At 34.4% G+C, this 24,252-nt stretch carries 14 protein-coding genes; 11 read left to right on the forward strand and 3 right to left on the reverse strand.

The features are described 5' to 3' along the window. Positions 1–129 precede the first annotated feature (129 nt). Positions 130–3,918, forward strand: coding sequence for a hypothetical protein (locus NBG71_RS11185; RefSeq protein ID WP_250916861.1), 3,789 nt, complete (start codon positions 130–132; stop codon positions 3,916–3,918). A 128-nt stretch (positions 3,919–4,046) separates the two neighbouring features. Next, positions 4,047–8,315: a calcium-binding protein gene (locus NBG71_RS11190; RefSeq protein ID WP_250916862.1), complete on the forward strand. Its 4,269-nt coding sequence runs from the start codon at positions 4,047–4,049 to the stop codon at positions 8,313–8,315. A 63-nt stretch (positions 8,316–8,378) separates the two neighbouring features. Here the strand turns inward: NBG71_RS11190 and yaaA are convergent, their stop codons facing one another. Continuing rightward, the gene (gene yaaA, locus NBG71_RS11195; RefSeq protein WP_075674223.1) at positions 8,379–9,161 is read right to left on the reverse strand and encodes a peroxide stress protein YaaA; all 783 of its coding nucleotides are present in this window, start codon (positions 9,159–9,161) and stop codon (positions 8,379–8,381) included. A gap of 304 nt (positions 9,162–9,465) precedes the next feature. On the opposite strand from yaaA, the gene tal reads away from it, so the two are divergent. From tal to dnaJ, 5 genes are all read left to right on the forward strand, one after another. Further along, the gene (tal, locus tag NBG71_RS11200; RefSeq protein ID WP_250916863.1) at positions 9,466–10,419 is read left to right on the forward strand and encodes a transaldolase; all 954 of its coding nucleotides are present in this window, start codon (positions 9,466–9,468) and stop codon (positions 10,417–10,419) included. 183 nt (positions 10,420–10,602) lie between these two features. Further along, a complete protein-coding gene (locus tag NBG71_RS11205; RefSeq protein WP_099659994.1) occupies positions 10,603–11,586 on the forward strand; it encodes a tetratricopeptide repeat protein in 984 nt (327 codons plus the stop codon). Positions 11,587–11,810: 224 nt separating this feature from the next. Then, positions 11,811–12,398, forward strand: a complete 588-nt coding sequence (gene mog / locus NBG71_RS11210) for a molybdopterin adenylyltransferase (RefSeq protein ID WP_191901780.1) — start codon at positions 11,811–11,813, stop codon at positions 12,396–12,398. A gap of 484 nt (positions 12,399–12,882) precedes the next feature. Continuing rightward, a complete protein-coding gene (dnaK, locus tag NBG71_RS11215) occupies positions 12,883–14,808 on the forward strand; it encodes a molecular chaperone DnaK (protein ID WP_164530318.1) in 1,926 nt (641 codons plus the stop codon). A 105-nt stretch (positions 14,809–14,913) separates the two neighbouring features. Next, a complete protein-coding gene (gene dnaJ / locus NBG71_RS11220; protein ID WP_075673704.1) occupies positions 14,914–16,053 on the forward strand; it encodes a molecular chaperone DnaJ in 1,140 nt (379 codons plus the stop codon). Between the two features lie 76 nt (positions 16,054–16,129). Here the strand turns inward: dnaJ and NBG71_RS11225 are convergent, their stop codons facing one another. Further along, entirely contained in the window at positions 16,130–16,975 is an 846-nt protein-coding gene (locus tag NBG71_RS11225; RefSeq protein WP_075673705.1) for an EamA family transporter, read from the reverse strand. 440 nt (positions 16,976–17,415) lie between these two features. Here NBG71_RS11225 and nhaA point away from each other — a divergent pair, with 440 nt between their 5' ends. Next, positions 17,416–18,594, forward strand: coding sequence for a Na+/H+ antiporter NhaA (gene nhaA, locus NBG71_RS11230; RefSeq protein WP_099659990.1), 1,179 nt, complete (start codon positions 17,416–17,418; stop codon positions 18,592–18,594). Positions 18,595–18,784: 190 nt separating this feature from the next. Further along, positions 18,785–19,705, forward strand: a complete 921-nt coding sequence (nhaR, locus tag NBG71_RS11235; RefSeq protein ID WP_075673707.1) for a transcriptional activator NhaR — start codon at positions 18,785–18,787, stop codon at positions 19,703–19,705. 72 nt (positions 19,706–19,777) lie between these two features. Here the strand turns inward: nhaR and rpsT are convergent, their stop codons facing one another. Next, positions 19,778–20,038, reverse strand: a complete 261-nt coding sequence (gene rpsT / locus NBG71_RS11240; protein WP_069368645.1) for a 30S ribosomal protein S20 — start codon at positions 20,036–20,038, stop codon at positions 19,778–19,780. Between the two features lie 430 nt (positions 20,039–20,468). Here rpsT and ribF point away from each other — a divergent pair, with 430 nt between their 5' ends. Further along, entirely contained in the window at positions 20,469–21,410 is a 942-nt protein-coding gene (gene ribF, locus NBG71_RS11245; RefSeq protein WP_075673708.1) for a bifunctional riboflavin kinase/FAD synthetase, read from the forward strand. A gap of 29 nt (positions 21,411–21,439) precedes the next feature. Continuing rightward, the gene (gene ileS, locus NBG71_RS11250; protein WP_099659989.1) at positions 21,440–24,250 is read left to right on the forward strand and encodes an isoleucine--tRNA ligase; all 2,811 of its coding nucleotides are present in this window, start codon (positions 21,440–21,442) and stop codon (positions 24,248–24,250) included. The last annotated feature ends 2 nt before the right edge of the window (positions 24,251–24,252 follow it).

Here is a 24,252-nt window from a genome sequence, read left to right on the forward strand (position 1 = left end):
AAATAGCTCAACAGAATGTTGGGCTATTTTTTTATCTAAAATAGGAAAATCAGTATTTAAAAAAGATAAAAATAAATTTATATATTTTATTTCCAGTAAGTAAATGAACTAGAAACAAGGAAATTAAATATGAATGGATTCAAAGAAGTAACGTTTAAAGATAATATTAATAGTATTGTATTGAAAATAGAAAATCATATAAAAGAAAATAGATCTGAATTATTTTTCAAGATAGATTCTATAAAAAGAATATTAACTGAGAATTATATTTCTATTTTTATTTCTAAAAATGAATATGCTGCAGATGAATTCTTAAAAAAAATAGATAATAATTTTTTGCTGTACTATAAAAATGACTTTACGAAAAATATTGATTTTATTAGGAAGGAAATCAATTCAAGTATAGAAAATTTGTTTTTTAATAGTGCTAAATTAGCAAGTAGAGAGCCCAGTAAAATTCAAAAAGAACGATTGAAACTATTAATTCAGAATAATTTATCTGGTGATTACTATTTGCAGTTTGAAAATAATAAGGTATTTATACAAATAGATAGTGAAAATAATAATTTTAAAATTATTAACTTTGATGGATATGCTGATTTTTTTTATAATAAAAATGAATTAATAAATAAAATTTATAACCTTATAAGTGATAATAGTAATAGTGATTTTTTATATTATCGTTTTTATCACAGGAAAGAATATGTTAGCTACTTTAATAATACGGGAAATTGGAAGGTAAATAATAAAGATATTATTAGGGAGATAATTAATGATATTAAGAAAAAGAAACAAATAAGTGTTAATGAATACATTTCTATTGAATTAAATGAAGGTTATTCATACAAAAATATTTTTATTGTCAGAGATAAATTAGAAAACACAGAAAAGGTATTACATATTTACGTTGATGATATAGAAGAAGCATTTACAATTGCAAAATCTAAATATAATCAGATAACAGAAAGTGGAGAACATCTACTTTATAAAGTTGGTACAGGTTGGTTTATTACTAAAATAAAAAATAATATTATAAAAAAGTTTTCTCAATATATTGATTTATTAAAACCTTTCGAAAGAGTAATGAGTCGAATTAATTTAATTACTTCAACAGAAACTAATTATGATTTTAGCCATATACATAATTTAGCTGGTTTATGTTATGGATTGAGTTTAAATTATTTAGTTGAAGTTAGAAATGGCGGTTTAGAAGGAGGTAATAAATACTTATTCTGGTTAAAAGAAAATATACGCTCTTATCAAAGCGAAAAAGAAATTATAGTTGATAAACTTGATTCTATTTTATTTAGTAATATACAAGAATATGAAGTATTAAATCTAATAAAAGAAATAAAAAATATTATATTTTCTCAACATTTTCAAATGGAAAGATTAAATAAAAAAGCACAATATTTTATATTTGATTCAATAAAATCAATTGAATATAGCAAAATATTAGAGAATCGAGGATTAAAAGGATCACATGTAGAAAAAATAGTATTTGATAAAAATAAAATTAATGAATATTTAGAATATATTATGAAAAATAATGATGACTATTACGCTATTATTGGGTTTAAAGATCATGCCATTGCTATTTCATATAAAAAATACTCTGAAAATAATTATAAATTTTCTTTGTTTGATTCTAATAGTGAATTGTTAGAATATTCTAGTATTAAATCTATAAATGAAGTATTAGAGAATAAAATGGATTTTTATGGTCCACATGAAGTTAATAATGAAAAATATATTATTTTCGATGAATATAAAAAAAGTGAAATTTCAAATTACCAAAGTGTTTGGGATTATAATAATACAGAGATAAATAAAGGTATTGCTGAAAATATAAAGAAAATAGGTTTTTCATTGCCTTTCAATGACAACATTACAGGACGCATTATTCATTATAATGAGCAGCGAGATCTTATTGTTGAGCTTAACAGAGATAACAAAATTATAGAAGTTATTGTAAAAGATTCAAATGTCGATGAAGGGATTTATTTAATAAAAAATTACCTTTCTCAGATAATAAAAAACGATAAAGCCAGTAAAATTATCTTAAATAAAAGCGATAATGGTGATATTAGTATTCAAGAAGCTACATTTGATTCTTTTCAAGAAATAAGGAAAGATAAGGGTTATATTGAATTTAATGATATATATTACAGTGAGTTGATTAAGATTAATAGTTATTTATTAAAAGGAAATAAAACAACGTTATTAAATGAAATAACTTCTTTAATTGATGTATTAAAAGGAAATATATACTTTGACAAATTAGTAGCAAGTTTTTCTCTTATTAATAAAATAAATAATTTTAATCAAGAGAATAAAAATATATCAATTGTTAATGTATTAAATAAAGTAAAAGAAAAACTAGAGAATAAACTGTTTTATGATGAATTAATCTATGGGAAAGATAAGTTAATCGCATTATCTGAAAAAAATAGTTCAGTTGCTGCAAAATTCTATCAATTAATTCTTAATGAAATCAATGAAGGAAAAAAAGGTATCAGTAATTTTATTTACAATAATATTATTGAAAGCCCTTACTTATTATTAGATAAAAATAGAAATGTGGGTATAGATGGGTATGACTATACTATTGAATTTAAAGGGGATTATAAATACTTAAATGAGGTAATTAAAGGGATTGATATTCTGGAATTAAAAAATACATTACTAATTGAAGATAAAAATAAGTTACATTTAAAAGAGAACTATAAAAAATTATCAGAATATAAAGATCATGAAAATGTAAATAAATTGCTCGTTTTTATTGAAAATCAAATAGACTTGAAAAGAAAAGAGCATTTAAGTTCTTATCATGATTTATATTTTGACTTTTTTATAAATCAGCAATTTACAAATAAAATGATTACCCACGAAATAACCCAATTAGAGGATTATTTTCTTAGTAACTATCGTGAGAGAAATTATGATTATCATCCAAATAATTTCTATTTTAATGAAGATGATCCTAGTGTTCTTTTAGATAAATCATTAAATAAAAATAAGAATGAAATAGATTGTAGCTATTTGTTATTTGACGATAGAAAGGCGAATTTTAAATTTCTATTTTATGAAAATAAAATACTTACTGATAATATGATAGATAATATTATTGTTGATAATATAGATTCATTTTATCAGGATGATATTGTAAATTATTTTTATAATGGTGTTAAAAGTGAAAAATTAGAATTTTATTTAAAGGATAAACCAGAAATAAATAGTTTTATAGATTATTGTATGAAAAATAAAATACGAATTACAGTAGTGGGAAATAGTGATAAATGTTTTTTTAATCAAGATTTTATTAGACAAAAAAATGAAGTGGAAAAATTATATAATATTATTTTAGAAAATCAATTTTTTAATGAAAAAACAATTATTTTTGCTAAAAAAGAGAAGTTATTAAGTTACCAATATGGTGATTTTTTTATTGAGGGTATTGCTCAACGACTCAATATGCCTATTTATCAAGTAATTGATAATAGATTATCTCTATCAAAGGATAGCGTGATTGTTAAACCTTTCATCGAACGAAAACATATAGATAAACCTTTACTTGCAAATATAGCGTTATCAGATGTAATTATTCCTGATATGGAATATAGTAATATAAAACCTATTTCATTTAATGAAAAAATAAAAGAAGAAAATAAAAAATTAGCTAAGGAGCTATATCAATTTGTTTCTAAAAAATATCCTAGTTATCGTAATAATAAAGAATTTAAGCTAGGCTATAAAAAAGATATTAGAACTGTTATTTATGACTATTCAGATAAAATAACAATATCAGACATTTTTGATTATATTAAATCTAATCATTATGATATTAATATTTTTCAACTCGGTTCTATTATTAATAAAGTTGATAATATGAATGTCAAACAACATAAAAAAAACTAAAGGAACTTAGTGATAAACTTATCAATAATGATATTTCAATAAATACTGCATACAAAAAATATCAATATGAGTTATCTGCTTTTTTTAACGTTTCAGATAAAACAAAAATAGAGAATAAGTTAACACAAATGATACATGATCCATTGATTAATAAAAAATTTAATCAATATTTAATGGGAGAAATAACATATCAGCAATGGCAATCATTGGATTCATTATCAGAAGGAACACTGACATTAGCTGAAAAAGCAAATAAAACAATTGAAGTGGTTCATGCAATTTATGATAACCCAAACTTGATAAGAAAACTAAGTCTATTTTCAAGGAATTTACTTAATTCATTTTTCGATAGGAGTAAAAAAGGAATTGTATATCGAGTGTTACTCGATAATATTTCTACATTTAAAAACTATAAAAATTTAATTGATAAACTTCAACGTATTATCTATATAGAGACTAATAAAAAGGGACTAAAAGTATCTTCACCAGCTGAAGCACTTAGTAAAATTAGTAATTTAAATACTTTGGATTTCTTCGATGTTGGGAATATTACCACTAATAAGAATAAAGAAATAGTAAAAATAAATGACATTCCTTTTGATAAGAGTTTATTAATTAGTCTCGGTGCAAAAATAAATAATGAAAATATAGATTCAATTTCATTAAATACGTTGACTAAATGGAAAGAAAAATTAACATTTGATCCTCATTATCTCAATGATTATTTTTTTTCACTCTCTGGTAGTGAAGAAGATAAGAAAATTATTTCAATTTTTAGAAACTTATTAAATAATAAAAAAAACAAAATTAAGTATCTACTTTCTAATGATACAAGTAGGATTGACTATTTAATGGCATCTGAAAGACTCTCTGAAATAATTAAACTAGGTGATAAAAACTATGATATTAATGATTGGAATACATTGAGGAAAAACTCGTTAAATATTCCTCGGCATATGCAAATAATTAGCAAAATTGGCTACGCTAATATTACGTTTGGTATGTGGCAATCAATCAATGCTACATTTATGCTTGCCGAACAGCTTAATGACCCATTATTAACCGTAAAAGAACGTAAAGAGATCATTAATAATCTAGCCATTATGTGGTCTGAAATGGCTTACAATGGCCTTTCTGAAATGATTGAAATTACTTTAGCTAAAGGGTTACTAAAATATAGACATAACCCATTGGAATACGTCAATAAAATAAGCACAAGAATTAGCATTGGGCTTAATGTGCTTTCTATTGGATTCGATATTTATAATGCTTACGACAACTTTAGCCGAATTTCAGTTGGCACAAATGAAAAGCAACGCATCGATTATATTGTTAATGGCTCTTTAGCGGTTGTTTCGGGATTGGTTACATTAGGTGTTTCTATTGCGATGCTTGCAGGCTCTACTGTTGCTGGCCCCGTAGGTATTGTAGCTGGCGCGGTTATAGCTTTAGCAACCTCAATTTATAATGCGGCAAGGCTTATCGAAGAAGCAAAAACAAAAGTTCATTTTACACCTCTAGAAGAGCTTAATAATGGATTTTATGCCTTTTTAATGGGTGATCTTATTCCTGATAAAAAAAATGAAATTATTTATTTAGAAACAGAAACACAATTAGAAGCAATGATTGATAAAAAGGCGATTAGTTATCTTGAGGAAATAAAAAAACAATCTTACCTTAGTCGCTATTTTTACACTAATGAAAAACAAATTTATCAAGAATATTTTTATTATAAAGTTGTACCCAATCTAATGGGGAAAACATTAGATTCAATTTTAAATCCTATAAGTGAATATATTACCCAACGCATATCAATCAATATAAGCCAAGAAGAAGCAGAAAAAATAGCAACACTCTCTTATCATCTACGAGCAGAAAAAACTGAATATAAGTATTATCTTCCAAAAGAAGCAATTGCAACAAATGAAGTTCTTATTTTTGATATTGATTTTTATGTCGATGAATTAAAGCGTTATAATCTAGATATTATTTCTGACAATGACTCTCCTGTTTTTGATAGTATTGTTGATGGTGATTTCATTCGAAAAATGAAATCAACAAGAGAAAACAGTATCCTTTTATTTGGTGAAAATAAAGTAACAGAAAATTTAACTAAATCCAATCAGGATAGAAAATATTATGTATCGGGTTGGGAAGAGAATGAAAATTTTTATTTTAATACTCATAATGGTGATGATATTATTGTTGCTCCTTCGAACGTTAAAAATAATTTTGATATCTATAATGGAACTAAGAGGCTAAGTGGAGGAAATAAAGATGATGTATTTAATTTATTTACCTCAGAATCTCCACTTTATGCAAGTCGTTTTTATGGCAGAGAAGGAAACGATACTCTTCGTATTATAAAAACGACAAATAAATATCAAGGATATGAGGTTAATTTATTAGATAACTACATCAAATTTAAGCATTCAGAAGAACAAACAAACAGTCAAAATTTCCATTCAAAGCTTTTTCTGTATCAAGAAAATAATTATCTTTATTCAAAGCAACTAACTGATTCTATGCCTAATATTATATTACAAGATCAGCACGTTATTGCTTATTTAGATAGTGTTGAAAATGTTATAGGAAGTGAAGTGGGTAATGATGTTATTTATGGAAATCAAGAGGATAATTACTTAGATGGTGTTGGTGGTGCTGATTTATTATATGGATTAGGCGGAAATGATACTTTGGTTTTACAAGAGGGATATGCAGAAGGTGGTGATGGAAATGATAACTATCATATATTAAGAGCTTCTTTAGAAAATAATTATAATATTCAATTTGAAACGATTATTAGTGAAAAAAATGATGAACAGTCTAGTATTGTAAGGCTAAATTATCATTTTGATGAAATATCTTCTATTTATCGTCAAGGAAAAGATATTATTTTTTACATTAAAGTGAATGATGGTAATAAATATAATGAATCGATTTATCATTTAATGACGCTGAGAAATGTGTATACTAACAAAGAAAATAATTTATTAGCTCATCGTTATACTTTGACAACAATTGATGGCTTTATATTAACGCTAAACGAAAATAAAACGATTAAAAATGATGTGTTATATGATTTTAGTTATTTAGATAAATATAATAATACTGAAGAAAATCTTCAATCATTATACCTTAATGACAATAATAGCTTTTTATCGCTTTCATACTCGAATAAAAATAAAAAAATTAGTTTGTTACCACAACTAAAATATAGTGGGTTTTCTTCGGGAGAAAATTTACGGTTTGGTCTTCAGGGTAATTTTCAAGATAATTATTATTTTGGTATTACAAAAAATTCGTTTGTTACACTTAGTTCCGGGAATGACAGTTATCAAATTGAAACATTTTTAGCTTCCGACAAAAGTGACAAAATTAATATTTTACTCCCCGATAATAGTGAAAAACTATCTCATCATGATATCAGCCATTTCTTTTTATCTGACGTGAGCGGTTTTGATTTAGTGTTTTATAATAATGTTCTATCACATCGTTATCATCCAGATATTCACTTAAAGCTTGTTTTTGAACCCTCTCATATTAATGCTATTTGGGGATCTGGAATGCAGATTCGCTTTATTGATAAAGATAATACGGTTTTCACTCTTCCTACAAAAGAGAGTCAGCAACGTTTACTTGTTCCTATTACAGATCTGAATTTAGCGATAACAGCAGAAGATGATGTGCTTATGATCCCTGAATCACTCACCTTAAATAGAGAGACATTATCTGCATATTCTCTTTCTCACCCGCCGTTTTATTCGCTAGTCTCTCAAAAACAATCAAATCAGGCGGTTGATTTATTATCCATAATTGAGCCAATGGAGGGGAATGATATTGTTGTTAATCGCAATAAAAATAGTTCGGTGATTAATGGTGGAAAGGGGGATGATCATATTGTCGTTAACCACGGGCACCATATTTTAATTGCAGGGGAGGGAAATGATAACCTCAATGCAGGAAGCGGAAATGACTTATTAATTTCAGAATTTGGTGATGACTATTTAAGTGGTGGTGTGGGCCATAATGTTTATGTTGTGAACAAGCGTCATGGTGAAGTAACTGTTTATGATGAAGGGAGCAGTAGCCACCTTTTTATTTCAGGATTATCAGAACACGATAAGCTTATTGCTTCTCAAGTTGATGATGATATGCAGTATAAAACGCAGGATAATCAGTTTGTTTTAACTGTAAAGAAACCACAAGATGAAACAGGTAAATCGGTTTCTATTATTGAGAAACAAAGTGAACTTTCAGCGCAATCTCTTGCTGCAATTATTCAAGAAATGGCACAGTTTAATGAGCAACAATTAACGATAATGCAAGGTAGTGAATTTACTTCACCATCAGTATGGTCGCCATTACCCGTGGTAGTAAAGTATTGGGAATATTAACAATTAAAAAAATAGCCCTTGACTAAGGGCTATTTCATTATTGATTGTTTAATTAAACGATATTTATTTAGCCATAGATTCAGCTCGTTTAAATACTAGGGTATTGCCCTCTGATTCTGCTGAATTAAATTGATAACCTTCAAGATCAAATTCTTTTAGTTGTACTTTATTGGTTAGCTTTTCTTGGATAATAAAACGACTCATTAATCCACGGGCTTTTTTTGCGTAGAAACTGATAACTTTATATTTGCCATTTTTTTCATCAAGGAAAACAGGCTTAACAATTTCAGCATTGAGTTTCTTTGGGTTAACTGATTTAAAATACTCATCAGATGCTAAATTAATAAGAATATTATCACCTTGTTCTTCAAGTGCTTTGTTTAACGTTTCTGTAATGGTATTTCCCCAAAATTGGTATAAATCACTTCCTTTGCTATTTTTTAGCTTTATTCCCATTTCAAGGCGATAAGGTTGCATTAAATCAAGAGGGCGAAGTACACCATATAAGCCAGAAAGCATACGTAAATGCTGTTGTGCAAATTGAAAATCATCTTCAGAAAAAAGCTCAGCTTGCATTCCGGTATAAACATCACCTTTAAATGCCAAAATAGCTTGGCGTGCATTTTCTGGTGTGAAATTAGGTTGCCATTCACCAAAACGAGCTGCATTTAATCCTGCGAGCTTATCGCTTATTTTCATTAAGCTAGCGATGTCGCTAGATGACAATTTTCGACATTCTTCAATAAGTTGTTGGGAATATTTTAGCAATTCAGGTTGGGTGAAGTGCGTTGTTGCTAAAGGCGATTCGAAATCCAGTGTTTTAGCTGGTGAAATGGTGATTAGCATAATTCCCTCGATACGTTATTTTAATGTTGACCAAATATAGCAAATTATTTCGATTAAAGACTAAATTATAGTAATAGGAAAAAACAATGGTTTCTCTTATTTGTCGTAAAATTCGACAATTTAAACGATTCAGCCTGTGATTATCTTCTGTTTTTTTCCGCTTTTGTTTTGCGAAAACGTTTGGCATTCAAATAATTGCTTTGTATGAATTTAAGCGTCTTGTAGTGTGAGCAGTCCATGTTATTATCAATAGATATCCGCAGGTGACTGCAAACAGATTTACCTAGTAGATGAGATAAACAAAATGACCAACAAATTGACTTCTTTGCGTAAGCTGACAACTGTTGTTGCTGACACTGGTGACATCGCAGCAATGAAACTGTATCAGCCACAAGACGCAACTACCAACCCATCTTTAATTTTAAATGCAGCTCAAATTCCTGAATATCGTAAATTAATTGATGAAGCGATTGAATGGGCTCGTTCACAAAGTGATTCTCGCGAACAACAAATCGTTGATGCTTGCGACAAACTGGCAGTAAATATCGGTTTAGAAATTTTAAAACTGATCCCTGGTCGTATTTCAACAGAAGTTGATGCACGTCTTTCTTACGACACACAAGCGTGTATCGAAAAAGCTCGTCATCTAATGAAACTTTATAATGATGCCGGTATCAGTAACGACCGTATTCTTATCAAATTAGCATCTACTTGGCAGGGTATCCGTGCCGCAGAGCAATTAGAAAAAGAAGGTATCAACTGTAACCTGACTTTACTGTTCTCTTTCGCTCAAGCACGTGCATGTGCTGAAGCAGGTGTTTACCTGATTTCTCCATTTGTTGGTCGTATCATGGATTGGTATAAAGCCAATACAGATAAAAAAGAATTTGCTCCTGCTGAAGATCCAGGTGTGATTTCTGTTACTGAAATCTATAACTATTACAAACAACACGGTTATAACACTGTTGTTATGGGAGCAAGCTTCCGTAATATAGGTGAGATTTTAGAATTAGCAGGTTGTGATCGTCTGACTATTGCTCCAGCACTGTTAAAAGAATTATCAGAAGCTGAAGGTGAAGTTGAACATAAATTATCTTACAAAGGCGAAGTGAAAGCGCGTCCAGAAGCTATCACTGAAGCTCAATTCTATTGGGGGCACAACGCTGACCCAATGGCAGTAGATAAATTATCTGATGGTATTCGTAAATTTGCTGTCGATCAGGAAAAATTAGAGAAAATGATTGCGGATTTATTATAATTCGTCGTTAAATTCTTATAAAAATCTTAAATACCCATCTTATACAGGTGGGTATTTTCATTTTTTTTCTCTCAAAATAACATTTAAGTAAATTTTAAGATTAAATTGATTGGAATATATTATTTATCCGGTAATAATTATAAAAATATATTATTAAAATACTCTATTTATTATTGGTGAATTATGAAAAAGATTGTCTTGGCAACGGTACTTGCATCGTTATTTTTTAGTGGCGCTGCAATGGCAGAAAGCAAAACCGCATTCTCTTTACCTGCAATTGAAAAAAGCGCTGAAAGTGGAAATTCAGCATCTCAGTATCAATTGGGCGTAAAATATGAGAACGGCGAAGGTGTTGAACAGGATGCACAAAAAGCACTGGAGTGGTATACCAAAGCGGCAGAGCAAGGTCACGCTGAAGCACAGTTAAATTTAGCACTTATGTATGACATGAGTGATGATATCGACCGTGATGCAGAAAAAGCAGTTTATTGGTATAACAAAGCAGCTGTTCAAGGTGTCTCTTTAGCCCAATACAATCTTGCTGTTTCTTACGATGATGGTGATGGCGTAGAGCAAGATCATGAGAAAGCAGTGTATTGGTATACTAAAGCCGGTGATCAAGGTGATAGTGACGCACAATACAACCTTGGTATCTCTTATGATGAAGGTATCGGTGTAGCACAAGATCATGAAAAAGCAGTAGTTTGGTATACCAAAGCGGCAGAACAAGGTCATGCTGACGCACAATATAACCTTGCTGTTTCTTATGATGACGGTGAAGGTGTAGAACGTAATGGTACTAAAGCAGTTTTCTGGTATACCAAAGCAGCAAACCAAGGTAATCGTGATGCGCAAAATAACTTAGGCGTAATGTACGATGAAGGCGATGGCGTTGCTAAAGACGCGCGTAAAGCGGTTGAATGGTATAGAAAATCAGCTGTACAAGGTAATGGTCTGGCACAAAATAACTTAGCTTTAAACTATTACTATGGTAAAGGCGTTAAACGCGATCTGAAAGAAGCTTATGCATGGTTCTCTGTTGCTGTTGAAAATGGCGATGGTGATGAAGCTATGTTAAAACGCACTGCTCGTGCATTAAATGCAGCACAATTAGCCGAAGCAAAAAAATTGGCAGCTTCTTATATTACTAAATATATTGATGAGTAATATTAATTAATATTATTCAAGATTAAAAAAAGGGAGCTTATGCTCCTTTTCTTATTTTTAGTTAAAGCTAAATAAAAATAGATTGTTATCATTTCTTTATTATCTATTCTCAATAATCAAATATTAAATATCAGTAATATATTGAGATTCCTTTTAATTCTCTTGTGTTCTCATGGTAATATCTGCGCGCAAGTTAGATGGTTATTGATTAATTGAGGTTTGATATGAACGAATTACGCATAGGGTTAGTTTCTGTTTCTGATCGCGCATCAAGTGGGGTTTATGAAGATAAAGGCTTACCCGCTTTAGAAGCTTGGCTAAAAGCTGCATTAACAACGCCTTTTCATATCGAATCACGTTTAATTCCTGACGAACAACTCATGATTGAACAAACACTTTGTGAGCTTGTTGATGAAGTTGGTTGTCATTTAGTGTTAACAACTGGGGGAACCGGGCCTGCTCGCCGTGATGTCACTCCTGATGCTACATTGGCTATTGCAGACAGAGAAATGCCTGGTTTTGGCGAACAAATGCGCCAAATTAGTCTGAAATTTGTGCCTACGGCTATTTTATCTCGCCAAGTTGGTGTTATCCGTAACCAAGCGTTAATTCTAAATCTGCCGGGGCAACCTAAAGCCATCGCAGAAACACTGGAAGGATTAAAAGATAATGACGGTAATGTAATTGTTAGCGGTATTTTTGCCAGTGTGCCGTACTGTATTCAACTGCTTGATGGCCCTTATGTTGAAACAAATGAAGCTATTGTTGCTGCTTTTAGACCTAAATCAGCTCGCCGTTCTACTTCAGAATAAATAATGTAAAAGGTTATTTTTGTCATCAAACTTCTGGCTAGGAAATGTTCTGACTTTGTTTGGATAACGCAAAGGTAACCTTATATTTATTTGATATTTTTATTATAAAAATTAAAAAATGTTATTTTTCAATTGATTATGAACTTATTTTAAGCCTGCTCTTAAAAAAGTATTTCAGATAAATCATAATGCTATTTGGAGATGGCTTAACGCCATGAAAAATAACAATTTTTAATCCTCTCTTTATTCTCAGACACAAGTTTTTTGCATTTTTTGCATTTTTTTTCATTATTCCCCTTGATGAATGTATTTATGACCCCATCTACTTTTGCAACTGCAATTACCACTATTGAGTTGCGTTGATTTTATATCCGCTTTGAGATGATGTTGTTAAGTCTATTAATTTGTGACTTGAAAAATGAATATTCATCCTCATATAGATTGGTAGTCAAATTGATAAAGAATTCTCTTTGGAGGCGTTTAAATGGGTAAAATTATTGGTATTGACCTGGGTACAACTAACTCTTGTGTTGCTGTAATGGATGGCAAAAATGCCCGGGTTATTGAAAACGCAGAAGGTGATCGCACAACACCTTCAATCGTTGCTTATGCACAAGATGGTGAAATCTTAGTTGGTCAACCTGCAAAACGTCAGGCTGTGACTAACCCACAAAATACTTTATTTGCCATCAAACGTTTAATTGGTCGTCGCTTTGAAGATGATGAAGTTCAGCGTGACGTAGCTATCATGCCTTACAAAATTGTAAATGCTGATAACGGTGATGCTTGGATTGAAGTGCGTAACGACAAAATGGCTCCACCACAAGTATCTGCTGAAGTCCTGAAAAAAATGAAGAAAACAGCAGAAGACTATTTAGGTGAAGCAGTTACTGAAGCAGTTATTACTGTTCCTGCTTACTTTAACGATGCTCAACGTCAAGCAACTAAAGATGCGGGTCGTATCGCAGGTCTTGAAGTTAAACGTATTATTAACGAACCAACTGCGGCTGCTCTGGCTTACGGCTTAGATCGTGAAGTGGGCAACCGTACTATCGCAGTTTACGACTTAGGTGGTGGTACATTCGATATCTCTATCATCGAAATTGATGAAGTTGATGGCGAAAAAACTTATGAAGTTCTGTCAACCAATGGTGATACTCACTTAGGTGGTGAAGACTTCGATAGCCGTTTAATTAACTACTTAGTTGATGAATTTAAGAAAGAGCAAGGCATTGATCTGCGTAACGATCCATTAGCAATGCAACGTCTGAAAGAAGCTGCAGAAAAAGCGAAAATCGAATTATCTTCTGCACAACAAACAGATGTTAACTTGCCATATGTCACTGCAGATGCGACAGGCCCTAAACACTTAAATATCAAAGTTACTCGTGCAAAACTGGAATCTTTAGTTGAAGATTTAGTTAAACGTTCAATGGAACCAGTACGTGTTGCATTAGAAGATGCTGGCCTGAAAGTTAGCGAAATTAACGACGTCATTCTGGTTGGTGGTCAAACTCGTATGCCAATGGTTCAAAAAACCGTTGCTGATTTCTTTGGTAAAGAGCCACGTAAAGACGTTAACCCAGATGAAGCTGTTGCAATGGGTGCGGCTGTTCAAGGTGGTGTATTAGCAGGTGATGTTAAAGACGTTCTGTTACTTGACGTAACACCACTGTCTTTAGGTATCGAAACAATGGGTGGTGTAATGACTTCCCTGATCGGAAAAAATACCACAATCCCAACTAAACATAGCCAAGTGTTCTCTACCGCAGAAGATAACCAATCTGCTGTAACTATTCACGTATTACAGGGTGAACGTAAACGTGCAAGTGATAACAAATCACTAGGTCAGTTTAACTTAGATGGTATTCAAGCGGCACCACGCGGTATGCCACAAATCGAAGTGACTTTTGATATCGATGCTGATGGTATTTTGCATGTATCAGCTAAAGATAAAAACAGTGGTCGTGAGCAAAACATCACAATCAAAGCTTCTTCTGGTTTAAATGAAGATGAAATCCAAAAAATGGTTCGTGATGCAGAAGCAAACGCAGAAGCTGACCGTAAGTTTGAAGAGTTAGTACAAACTCGTAACCAAGCTGACCAATTAGTTCACGGCACTCGTAAACAAATTGAAGAAGCGGGCGATAAATTACCAGCGAACGATAAAGAAGCTATCGAAAAAGCGGTAAGCGAGTTAGAAATTGCTTCTAAAGGCGAAGATAAAGACGCTATTGAAGCAAAAATTAAAACATTAGTTGAAGCTTCTGAAAAACTGCTAGAAATCGCACAACAACAAGCTCAAGCTGGTGCAGCAGGTAATGCTGCAGGCGCGGATGCGAGTGCAAAGAAAGATGATGATGTTGTCGATGCAGAATTTGAAGAAGTTGACGGCAAAGACAAGAAATAATGCCCTTAACGGGCCGCGGTAACTCACCTGTGAATAGTTACTGATACCGAACACGGGCGTCGAGGAAACTCAACGCCCGTGTGCTTATGTCAAGGGTAATCTAGAATGGCGAAAAGAGATTTTTACGAAGTACTCGGTTTAAGTAAAACTGCCGACGAAAAAGAAATTAAGCGTGCATATAAGCGTTTAGCAATGAAATATCACCCAGACCGAAATCAAGGTGATAAAGACTCAGAAGCAAAATTCAAAGAAATCAAAGAAGCTTATGAGATCTTAAGTGATGCTCAAAAGCGTGCTGCTTATGATCAATATGGTCATGCGGCATTTGAACAAGGTGGATTTGGTGGTCAAGGTGGCGGCGGCTTTGGTGGTGGCGCTGACTTTGGTGATATCTTTGGTGATGTATTTGGCGATATTTTTGGTGGTGGTCGCCGTCAACAACGCGCAGCGCGTGGTTCTGACTTACAATACAACATGGATCTAACGCTTGAAGAAGCGGTTCGTGGTGTTGCTAAAGAAATTCGTATACCTACACTAGAAACATGCGACAAATGTCATGGTAGCGGTGCTAAAGAAGGTACATCAGCAGAAACATGTTCTACTTGTCATGGTGCTGGTCAGGTTCATTTACGTCAAGGTTTCTTCACTGTACAGCAGGCATGTCCAACTTGTCATGGTCGCGGTAAAGTGATTAAAGAGCCTTGCTCTAAATGTCATGGTGATGGTCGTGTTGAACGCTCTAAAACGCTATCTGTCAAAATTCCAGCTGGTGTTGATACAGGCGACCGTATTCGCTTAAGCGGCGAAGGTGAAGCCGGTGAAAACGGTGCACCAGCAGGCGATTTATACGTACAGGTTCATGTTCGCCAGCATCATATTTTTGAACGTGATGGCAACAACCTTTACTGTGAAGTTCCTATTAACTTCGCTATTGCTGCTTTGGGCGGTGAAATTGAAGTCCCAACACTTGATGGCCGTGTGAAACTTAAAATTCCAGCAGAAACACAAACTGGGAAAATGTTCCGCATGAAAGGCAAAGGTGTTAAATCAGTACGCAGTAGCAGTATTGGTGACTTAATGTGTCGCGTTGTAGTTGAAACACCTGTTAAACTCAATGAGAAACAAAAAGAGTTAATGCAACAACTGGGTGAATCATTCGGTGGCAAGAGTGGAGAGAAAAATACCCCTCGCTCTAAAAGTTTCTTAGATGGTGTGAAAAAATTCTTTGATGATTTAACCAAATAATTTTTCTTATCACCTTCAAAAAAGCCTGATGATAAAGACTGTCATCAGGCTTTTTTATTTGAAGGGTAATTCATATTTATCCTATCTTGATAGCAACAATACCCGCTAAAATCACTAAACACGCCAATAGCTGTTTACGGTTAAATTGCTCTTTTAACAGATAGACAGATAAGATCATGGCAAATAACACGCTGGTTTCTCTTAAAGCCGCCACAAGTACGATTGAAGCATGACTCATCGCCCATATCACTATGCCATAGCTTACCAATTGCATGATCCCGCCCCAAAATGCGGGTTTCCAATAATCTTTTATTTTGGTTTTTAAATGTTGGCGATAACGAAGCCAAGCAAGTAAATACATTGCAACACCATTTAAAAAGAAGAGCCATAAAATATAAGCAAAAGGTGTTTCACCTACACGAGAGCCATTACCATCAGATAGGGTATAGCTTGCGGTAAATAATGCGGTAAGCAGCGCAAAAAAGAGTGCATCTTTACGTAAATTAAACTCTGCTATTTTCCTACTGCGTGAGATAAGGATAATACCTAAAATGATAAATAAAATACCTAACAAGCCAGCTATTGGTAGTGTTTCATGGAAGAGAAAGAAGCCAAGAAAAGCGGTCATTAATGGCGCACTACCGCGAGAGATAGGATAAACCTGATTAAAATCAGCTAAGGTATAACAACGACTTAAAGAGAGTGTATAACCAATATGAAATAAAACAGAAAGAGCAAGCCATTTCCATGCACCAACATCAGGTAGCCCAACCCAAAACAGGGTGGGGATTGTTACAACACCAGAAAAGAAAGTTAGTAACGAGATCCCTAAAAATCGATCATTGCCTACTTTAACCAATGCATTCCAACATGCATGAAAGATAGCTGCAAATAAAACGGCAATAAAAACAGTAATCGACATATTGATAGAAACCTTAATATGGAAAGGGTAATTTTTTATAAAACAATAACACAATGGTTAAAGAGTGAATACGTTACTATTTTTTATCATCTGAGCTTATTTAAAGCGTGAGGAAACAGAGCTAGATTATTTTCAGTAATGAAAATTGATATGTTTGACCTATTTTATCGATTGTGAGTAATTATCAAAAAAGAGGCTTGTTTTTACTGATTTGTAATAAAAGTCCTTTTTATTCAGTGTGTTGATTTCTATTGTTTAAATTATCCTTCTTTTTATCTCATTGAAGGATCATGTCGATAAATTGATATTATTCATCTTGTTTTTCTTGATATTTCTTTAACTAATCGAATAATTCGAGTGATTATCCATAAATAATCTGATTTTTACGAATCCATGATTAGCATATTATTAACAAGATTAGTGATTCTGAGGTTAATATTATGACGGCAATTATTAGACAATTTTTGAGATTAGAGGCATCAGGCGGTATTCTTCTGATTATTGCTGCTATTATCGCATTGATTATGGCGAATACACCTCTAAGTGCTTTGTATAATGAGTTTTTATCTATTCCTATCATGATCAAATTCGGAGCATTCGAACTTGATAAGCCATTATTACTTTGGGTAAACGATGCCTTAATGGCGATCTTTTTCTTAGTGGTAGGATTGGAAGTTAAACGTGAATTAAAAGAAGGCTCTTTGGCTCAGCGTGATAGAGCTATTTTCCCAGCGATAGCCGCTGTGGGGGGCATGTTAGCTCCGGCATTGGTTTATTTGATGTTCAATAGTACTGATGCTATTGGGCAGCAAGGGTGGGCAATTCCTGCGGCAACAGACATTGCTTTTGCCCTGGGTGTTATGGCGTTACTTGGCAAGCGAGTTCCTGTTGAACTAAAGGTCTTCTTATTAGCATTAGCTATTATTGATGACTTAGGTGTCATCGTTATTATTGCGCTCTTTTATTCAAAGAGTATTGCATTAATGCCTCTTGCTTTGGCGGGGTTGATAGTGATTGCTCTGGGCATAATGAACTGGCGTAAAGTCGGCAATACTGCGGCTTATTTAATTCTTGGATTCATCTTATGGGTGTGTGTTTTAAAATCAGGAATTCATGCAACGATTGCGGGTGTGATTGTTGGATTCCTTATCCCATTAAGAAATAAAGAGGGGGATTCTCCTTCTGAAGAATTAGAGCATGTGTTGCACCCTTGGGTTGCCTATTTTATTTTACCGCTGTTCGCATTTAGTAATGCAGGGGTTTCTTTAAATGGCGTAACGCTTGATGGTATGTTGTCTGCCTTACCGTTAGGTATCGCGTTAGGTCTATTTTTGGGTAAGCCGATTGGAATTTTCCTCTTTAGTTGGGTTTCGGTAAAACTAGGCATTGCAAAATTACCAGATGCGATTAACCTTAAACAAATATTTGCAGTGTCTGTGCTATGTGGTATCGGTTTTACTATGTCTATCTTTATCGCGGGATTAGCATTCGATGGTGCAGATGAAGCTTATAATACCTACGCTAAGCTTGGTATTTTAGTAGGCTCAACGGTAGCCGCTGTTGTGGGATATTTGTTGCTTCGCTCTGTTTTACCGAAGTTAAAAACGAAGTCAATATAGGGAAATTTATTACGGATTTGAGTTTCTCAACACAATAAATACCGAGCTATATATTTAAACCTACGGTGCAATACGATGTATTGTGCCGTAGGTGTTTTTATGAGGATTGGATGCAAGGAAAGCCAATCGCAAACTAATGCGTTATTACATAGTCTGTGTTTGAAGCACAGAAGTTGAAAGGAAGATAACTATGCGGGTGTCACATCTCAACTTTAATCATCTTTATTATTTTTGGCATGTGTGTAAAGAAGGCTCTGTTGTGGGTGCAGCGCAAGCGCTGTATCTGACACCTCAGACAATTACAGGGCAAATTAAAGCATTAGAAGAAAGATTAGGTGGCAAACTATTTAAACGCCAAGGAAGAGGATTAGTTCCGTCAGAATTGGGTCAGCTCATTTTTCGTTATGCTGATAAAATGTTTATGCTCAGCCAAGAAATGCTGGATATCGTCAACTACAGTCGTGAATCGAACTTATTGTTTGATGTTGGTGTTGCGGATGCATTATCTAAACAATTAGTCAGTCGTGTATTAGAAACGGCTGTTATTGATAATGAGCAAATCCACTTGCGCTGTTTTGAATCGACTCATGAACTATTACTCGAACAATTAAGTCAGCATAAGTTGGATATGATCCTATCCGATTGCCCTGTGGATTCGTCACAACAAGAAGGTCTGTTCTCTGTAAAGCTTGGCGAATGTAATATGAGCTTTTTTTGCAGTCATCCTCTTCCTGAAAAACCGTTTCCTGAATGTTTAGAAGAGCGAAAGCTCCTCATTCCGGGCCGTCGATATATGTTAGGTCGCCATTTATTAACATGGATACGTAACAAAAACCTTCAAGTGGAAATACTGGGTGAGTTTGATGATGCGGCATTAATGAAAGCATTTGGCTTAAATTATAATGCTATCTTTGTAGCACCATCACTGTATACCGATGAAACTTTTGCTCATAGTAATATCGAAGAGATTGGAATGCTTGATACGGTAAAAGAAGAGTACTACGCGATTTTTGCAGAGCGAATGATCCAACATCCAGCCGTTCAACGTGTTTGTAATACCGACTTTTCAGAACTCTTTAATGGAGACAAGATGAGTGTTGCAAACCCATAAGTGGGTTGTGATTAAAAAGCAGAAAACAAAAAACCGGCATAAGCCGGTTTTTTATAACACAAGAAAGCAATATTACATTGCTTTGATTTGTGCTTGCAGATTAGCTTTATGACGTGCAGCTTTATTCTTGTGAATTAAGCCTTTAGTTGCCTGGCGGTCAACAAGTGGTTGCATGTCATTAAATGCTTTTTGTGCTGCTTCTTTATCACCTGAAGCAATTGCTGCGTATACTTTTTTGATGTAAGTACGCATCATAGAACGACGGCTTGCGTTGTGCTGACGACGCTTTTCAGACTGAACCGCACGTTTCTTAGCTGATTTGATATTAGCCAAGTTCCAACTCCCAAATATATTCTAGCGAGGACAAATACAAAGGTGAAGGAATATGCCTTTTCAACCTAAGTTTGTCAATGGATTTATACAAAATTAGCGTCGTTGTACGCGACACTTGTTTCGTTGTGATGGCGCAAGATTTTATCAGTTAAGACGGGTAGAATACAGTCTTTTGAGTGAAAAAATCATCAAAATCGTGTATATGAGTAATAAATAATAGATTCTAATAGGATCTATGCTGGATTTTATGCGGTTTTATAACCAAGAAGTGAGTGATAGTCCATTTTTGTTTGATGTGAGCAATCAAATTTAAGAATAACAGTGAATCGACTTGTCGAGATATTACTCATCAATAAACATTGATATATTGGGTTACTCTCAAGCCTTTGACAAGGTATAATCCAATAATTTCCACGGTATTGAGCCAGTTATGGAGCTAATTCGCGGTATACAAAATATTAGAGCGCTACACCACGGTTGCGTTCTGACAATTGGGAATTTTGATGGTGTCCATAGAGGCCATCAGGCATTATTAAAACATTTGAAGCAAGAAGCGTCACAGCGAGGATTACCTACTGTTGTGATGACATTTGAGCCTCAACCACTTGAGTTCTTTTTACCAGAAAAGGCACCAGCACGTCTGACTCGCTTACGAGATAAGATAAAGTATTTAGCTGAATGTGGTATTGATTATCTTTTGTGTGTCAAGTTTGATAAACAATTTGCAGCGCAAACCCCAGAAGAGTTTGTTTCATCACTATTGGTGAATAAATTAGGGGTGAAGTTTCTTGCTATTGGCGATGATTTTCGCTTTGGCAAAAACCGTGAAGGTGATTTTCACTTTTTGCAACAAGCCGGTGCAAGATATGGATTTGAAGTCGCTAATACTGAAAGTTATTGCGATAAAGGATTGCGTATCAGTAGCACTGCGGTACGAGAAGCGTTACTCAATGATGATTTAGCCCTTGCTGAATCACTACTGGGTCATCCTTACAGTGTTTGTGGGCGTGTTGTTCATGGTAATGAATTAGGTAGAACTATTGGTTTTCCGACAGCCAATATTCCTATGAAACGCTTAGTTGCACCCGTTAAAGGTGTTTATGCCGTTGATGTCTATTTATCAGATAATCAATCACCTTTACCTGGTGTGGCAAATATCGGAAGTCGTCCTACTGTACAAGGGAAGGGCGTACAATTAGAAGTTCATTTAATCGACGTTAATATGGATTTATATGGACGTCGTATTGATGTTGTGTTACGAAAGAAATTACGTAATGAACAGCGATTTGCATCATTGGATGCATTAAAGCAGCAAATCGCAGATGATGTGGCTACTGCTAGGGATTTTTTATCGCAGCGGTCGGAGTCATAAACTAGCGGAAAATTGGAACTGAGAATCGAATGAGTGACTATAAAAATACCCTGAACTTACCAGAAACAGGGTTCCCTATGCGCGGGGATTTAGCAAAGCGCGAGCCAGAGATGTTATCACGTTGGTACAAAGAAGGTTTGTATCAAGCAATTCGTCAGGCTAAAAGTGGTAAGAAAACATTTATTTTGCACGATGGCCCTCCATACGCCAACGGCAATATTCATATTGGTCACTCAGTAAACAAAATTCTCAAAGATATTATTATTAAATCCAAAGGGCTGTCAGGCTTTGATTCTCCGTATATTCCAGGATGGGATTGTCACGGATTACCTATCGAACTAAAAGTTGAGCAAATCGTAGGTAAACCAGGAGAGAAAATATCGGCAGCGCAATTCCGCGAGGAATGTCGTAAATACGCTTACGAGCAAATCGAAGCACAGAAAAAAGATTTTATTCGTTTAGGTGTTCTAGGGGATTGGGAAAAACCTTATCTTACAATGGACTATAAAACTGAAGCGAATACTATCCGTGCATTAGCGCGTATTATTGCAAATGGTCACTTGTTAAAAGGGGCTAAACCTGTTCACTGGTGTACTGCATGTGGCTCATCACTGGCAGAAGCTGAAGTTGAATATTACGACAAAACCTCACCTTCCATTGATGTGCGTTTCACTGCCGTTAATCCAAGTGCAGTTGCCGCAAAATTCCATGCAACAACGGATAAGCCAGTTTCTTTGGTTATCTGGACAACAACGCCTTGGACATTACCTGCTAACCGCGCTATCGCATTAAATGCAGAATTTAATTATGCCTTAGTCTCTTTTAACGATGAATGCGTGATTTTAGCCGCTGATCTTGTTGAAGGCGTAATGAAGCGTATCGGTGTAGAGAGCTGGGCTGTTTTAGGAGAATGTAAAGGTGTTGATTTAGAGCTACTGCGCTTTAATCATCCATTTATGGGCTTTGATGTTCCTGCAATTTTAGGTGATCACGTTACGTTAGAAGCGGGTACAGGTGCTGTTCATACTGCACCAGGCCACGGCCCTGATGACTTTGTTGTTGGTCAAAAATATGGCTTAGAAGTTGCAAACCCAGTTGGACCAAATGGTTGCTACTTAACAGGTACTTATCCAACATTAGATGGCGTTTTTGTTTTTAAAGCGAATGATGTCATTGTTGAACTGCTAAAAGAGAAAGGCGCTCTATTGCATCATGAAGCCTTACAACATAGCTATCCTTGCTGTTGGAGACATAAAACTCCGGTTATTTTCCGTGCAACACCACAATGGTTTATTGGCATGGATAAAAACGGGTTACGTCAACAATCATTAAAAGAGATCAAAGGTGTTAAATGGATCCCTGATTGGGGTCAAGCACGTATTGAATCAATGGTTGAAAACCGTCCTGATTGGTGTATTTCTCGTCAACGTACTTGGGGTACGCCAATGTCTCTGTTTGTTCATAAAGAGACTCAAGAGCCACATCCTCGTACTTTAGAGTTAATGGAAGAAGTCGCCAAACGTGTTGAAGTGAGCGGCATTCAAGCATGGTGGGATTTAGATATCCGTGAAGTGCTGGGTGATGAAGCTGACGATTACATGAAAACACCAGATACATTGGATGTTTGGTTCGATTCAGGATCAACCCACTCAACGGTTGTTGATGATCGCCCAGAATTCCACGGCAATTCAGCAGATATGTACTTAGAAGGCTCTGACCAACACCGTGGTTGGTTTATGTCTTCACTGATGATTTCGACTGCGATCAAAGGCAAAGCGCCTTACCGTGAAGTTTTAACACACGGTTTTACCGTAGATGGACAAGGCCGTAAAATGTCTAAATCTATCGGTAACACAGTCAGTCCTCAAGATGTAATGGATAAACTGGGTGCTGATATCTTACGTTTATGGGTTGCATCAACAGACTACACCGGTGAAATTGCTGTATCTGATGAGATCTTAAAACGTGCGGCTGATACTTATCGTCGTATTCGTAATACCGCTCGTTTCTTCTTAGCGAACTTAAATGGCTTTGATCCTGCAAAACATCAAGTTAAGCCAGAAGAGATGGTGACTCTTGATCGCTGGGCAGTAGGCCGTGCTAAAGCAGCGCAAGCGGATATTCTAAAACACTATGAAAATTACGATTTCCATAATGTTATTCAGCGCTTAATGCAGTTCTGTTCAGTGGAAATGGGTTCTTTCTACTTAGATATCATCAAAGACAGACAGTACACTGCGAAAAGCGATAGCGTTGCTCGCCGTAGTTGCCAAACTGCGTTATTCCATATCAGTGAAGCATTAGTTCGTTGGATGGCACCAGTTATGTCATTCACAGCAGATGAGATTTGGAATGAGTTACCGGGTGAACGCGCAAAATATGTTTTAACTGAAGAATGGTATACCGATTTATTTGGCTTAGATTCATCAGAAACTTTAAATGATGACTACTGGGCTGAATTACTTGCTGTTCGTGGTGAAGTCAATAAAGTATTAGAGCAAGCTCGTACAGATAAACTACTGCGTGGCTCTTTAGAAGCATCAGTAACTCTGTATGCAGATAAAGCTTTAGCAGATAAGTTAAATGCGTTAGGTAATGAACTGCGTTTTGTTTTATTAACTTCTCAAGCGAAAGTGGCAGATATTAATGAAGCACCAGAAACAGCATTAGCTTCTGATATGGCGGGTTTAAAAATCGCCTTTAACAAAGCAGATGGCGAAAAATGTCCTCGTTGCTGGCATTATGCGACAGATATCGGTCAAGTAGCGGAACACGCTGAATTGTGCGGACGCTGTGTTACTAACGTAGCCGGTAACGGTGAAGAACGTAAGTTTGCTTAATT

The organism is Proteus sp. FZP2095 (genome assembly GCF_023701425.1).
Lineage (GTDB): Bacteria > Pseudomonadota > Gammaproteobacteria > Enterobacterales > Enterobacteriaceae > Proteus > Proteus cibarius.

What these genes read in the sequence shown, in the direction of transcription:
- ileS (WP_099659989.1), top strand. Translation starts at nt 21,440, where the DNA reads ATGAGTGACTATAAAAATACCCTGAACTTACCAGAAACAGGGTTCCCT.
- NBG71_RS11225 (WP_075673705.1), bottom strand. Translation starts at nt 16,975, where the DNA reads ATGTCGATTACTGTTTTTATTGCCGTTTTATTTGCAGCTATCTTTCAT.
- nhaR (WP_075673707.1), top strand. Translation starts at nt 18,785, where the DNA reads ATGCGGGTGTCACATCTCAACTTTAATCATCTTTATTATTTTTGGCAT.
- NBG71_RS11190 (WP_250916862.1), top strand. Translation starts at nt 4,047, where the DNA reads ATGATACATGATCCATTGATTAATAAAAAATTTAATCAATATTTAATG.
- ribF (WP_075673708.1), top strand. Translation starts at nt 20,469, where the DNA reads ATGGAGCTAATTCGCGGTATACAAAATATTAGAGCGCTACACCACGGT.
- tal (WP_250916863.1), top strand. Translation starts at nt 9,466, where the DNA reads ATGACCAACAAATTGACTTCTTTGCGTAAGCTGACAACTGTTGTTGCT.
- yaaA (WP_075674223.1), bottom strand. Translation starts at nt 9,161, where the DNA reads ATGCTAATCACCATTTCACCAGCTAAAACACTGGATTTCGAATCGCCT.
- dnaK (WP_164530318.1), top strand. Translation starts at nt 12,883, where the DNA reads ATGGGTAAAATTATTGGTATTGACCTGGGTACAACTAACTCTTGTGTT.
- NBG71_RS11205 (WP_099659994.1), top strand. Translation starts at nt 10,603, where the DNA reads ATGAAAAAGATTGTCTTGGCAACGGTACTTGCATCGTTATTTTTTAGT.
- nhaA (WP_099659990.1), top strand. Translation starts at nt 17,416, where the DNA reads ATGACGGCAATTATTAGACAATTTTTGAGATTAGAGGCATCAGGCGGT.
- mog (WP_191901780.1), top strand. Translation starts at nt 11,811, where the DNA reads ATGAACGAATTACGCATAGGGTTAGTTTCTGTTTCTGATCGCGCATCA.
- dnaJ (WP_075673704.1), top strand. Translation starts at nt 14,914, where the DNA reads ATGGCGAAAAGAGATTTTTACGAAGTACTCGGTTTAAGTAAAACTGCC.
- NBG71_RS11185 (WP_250916861.1), top strand. Translation starts at nt 130, where the DNA reads ATGAATGGATTCAAAGAAGTAACGTTTAAAGATAATATTAATAGTATT.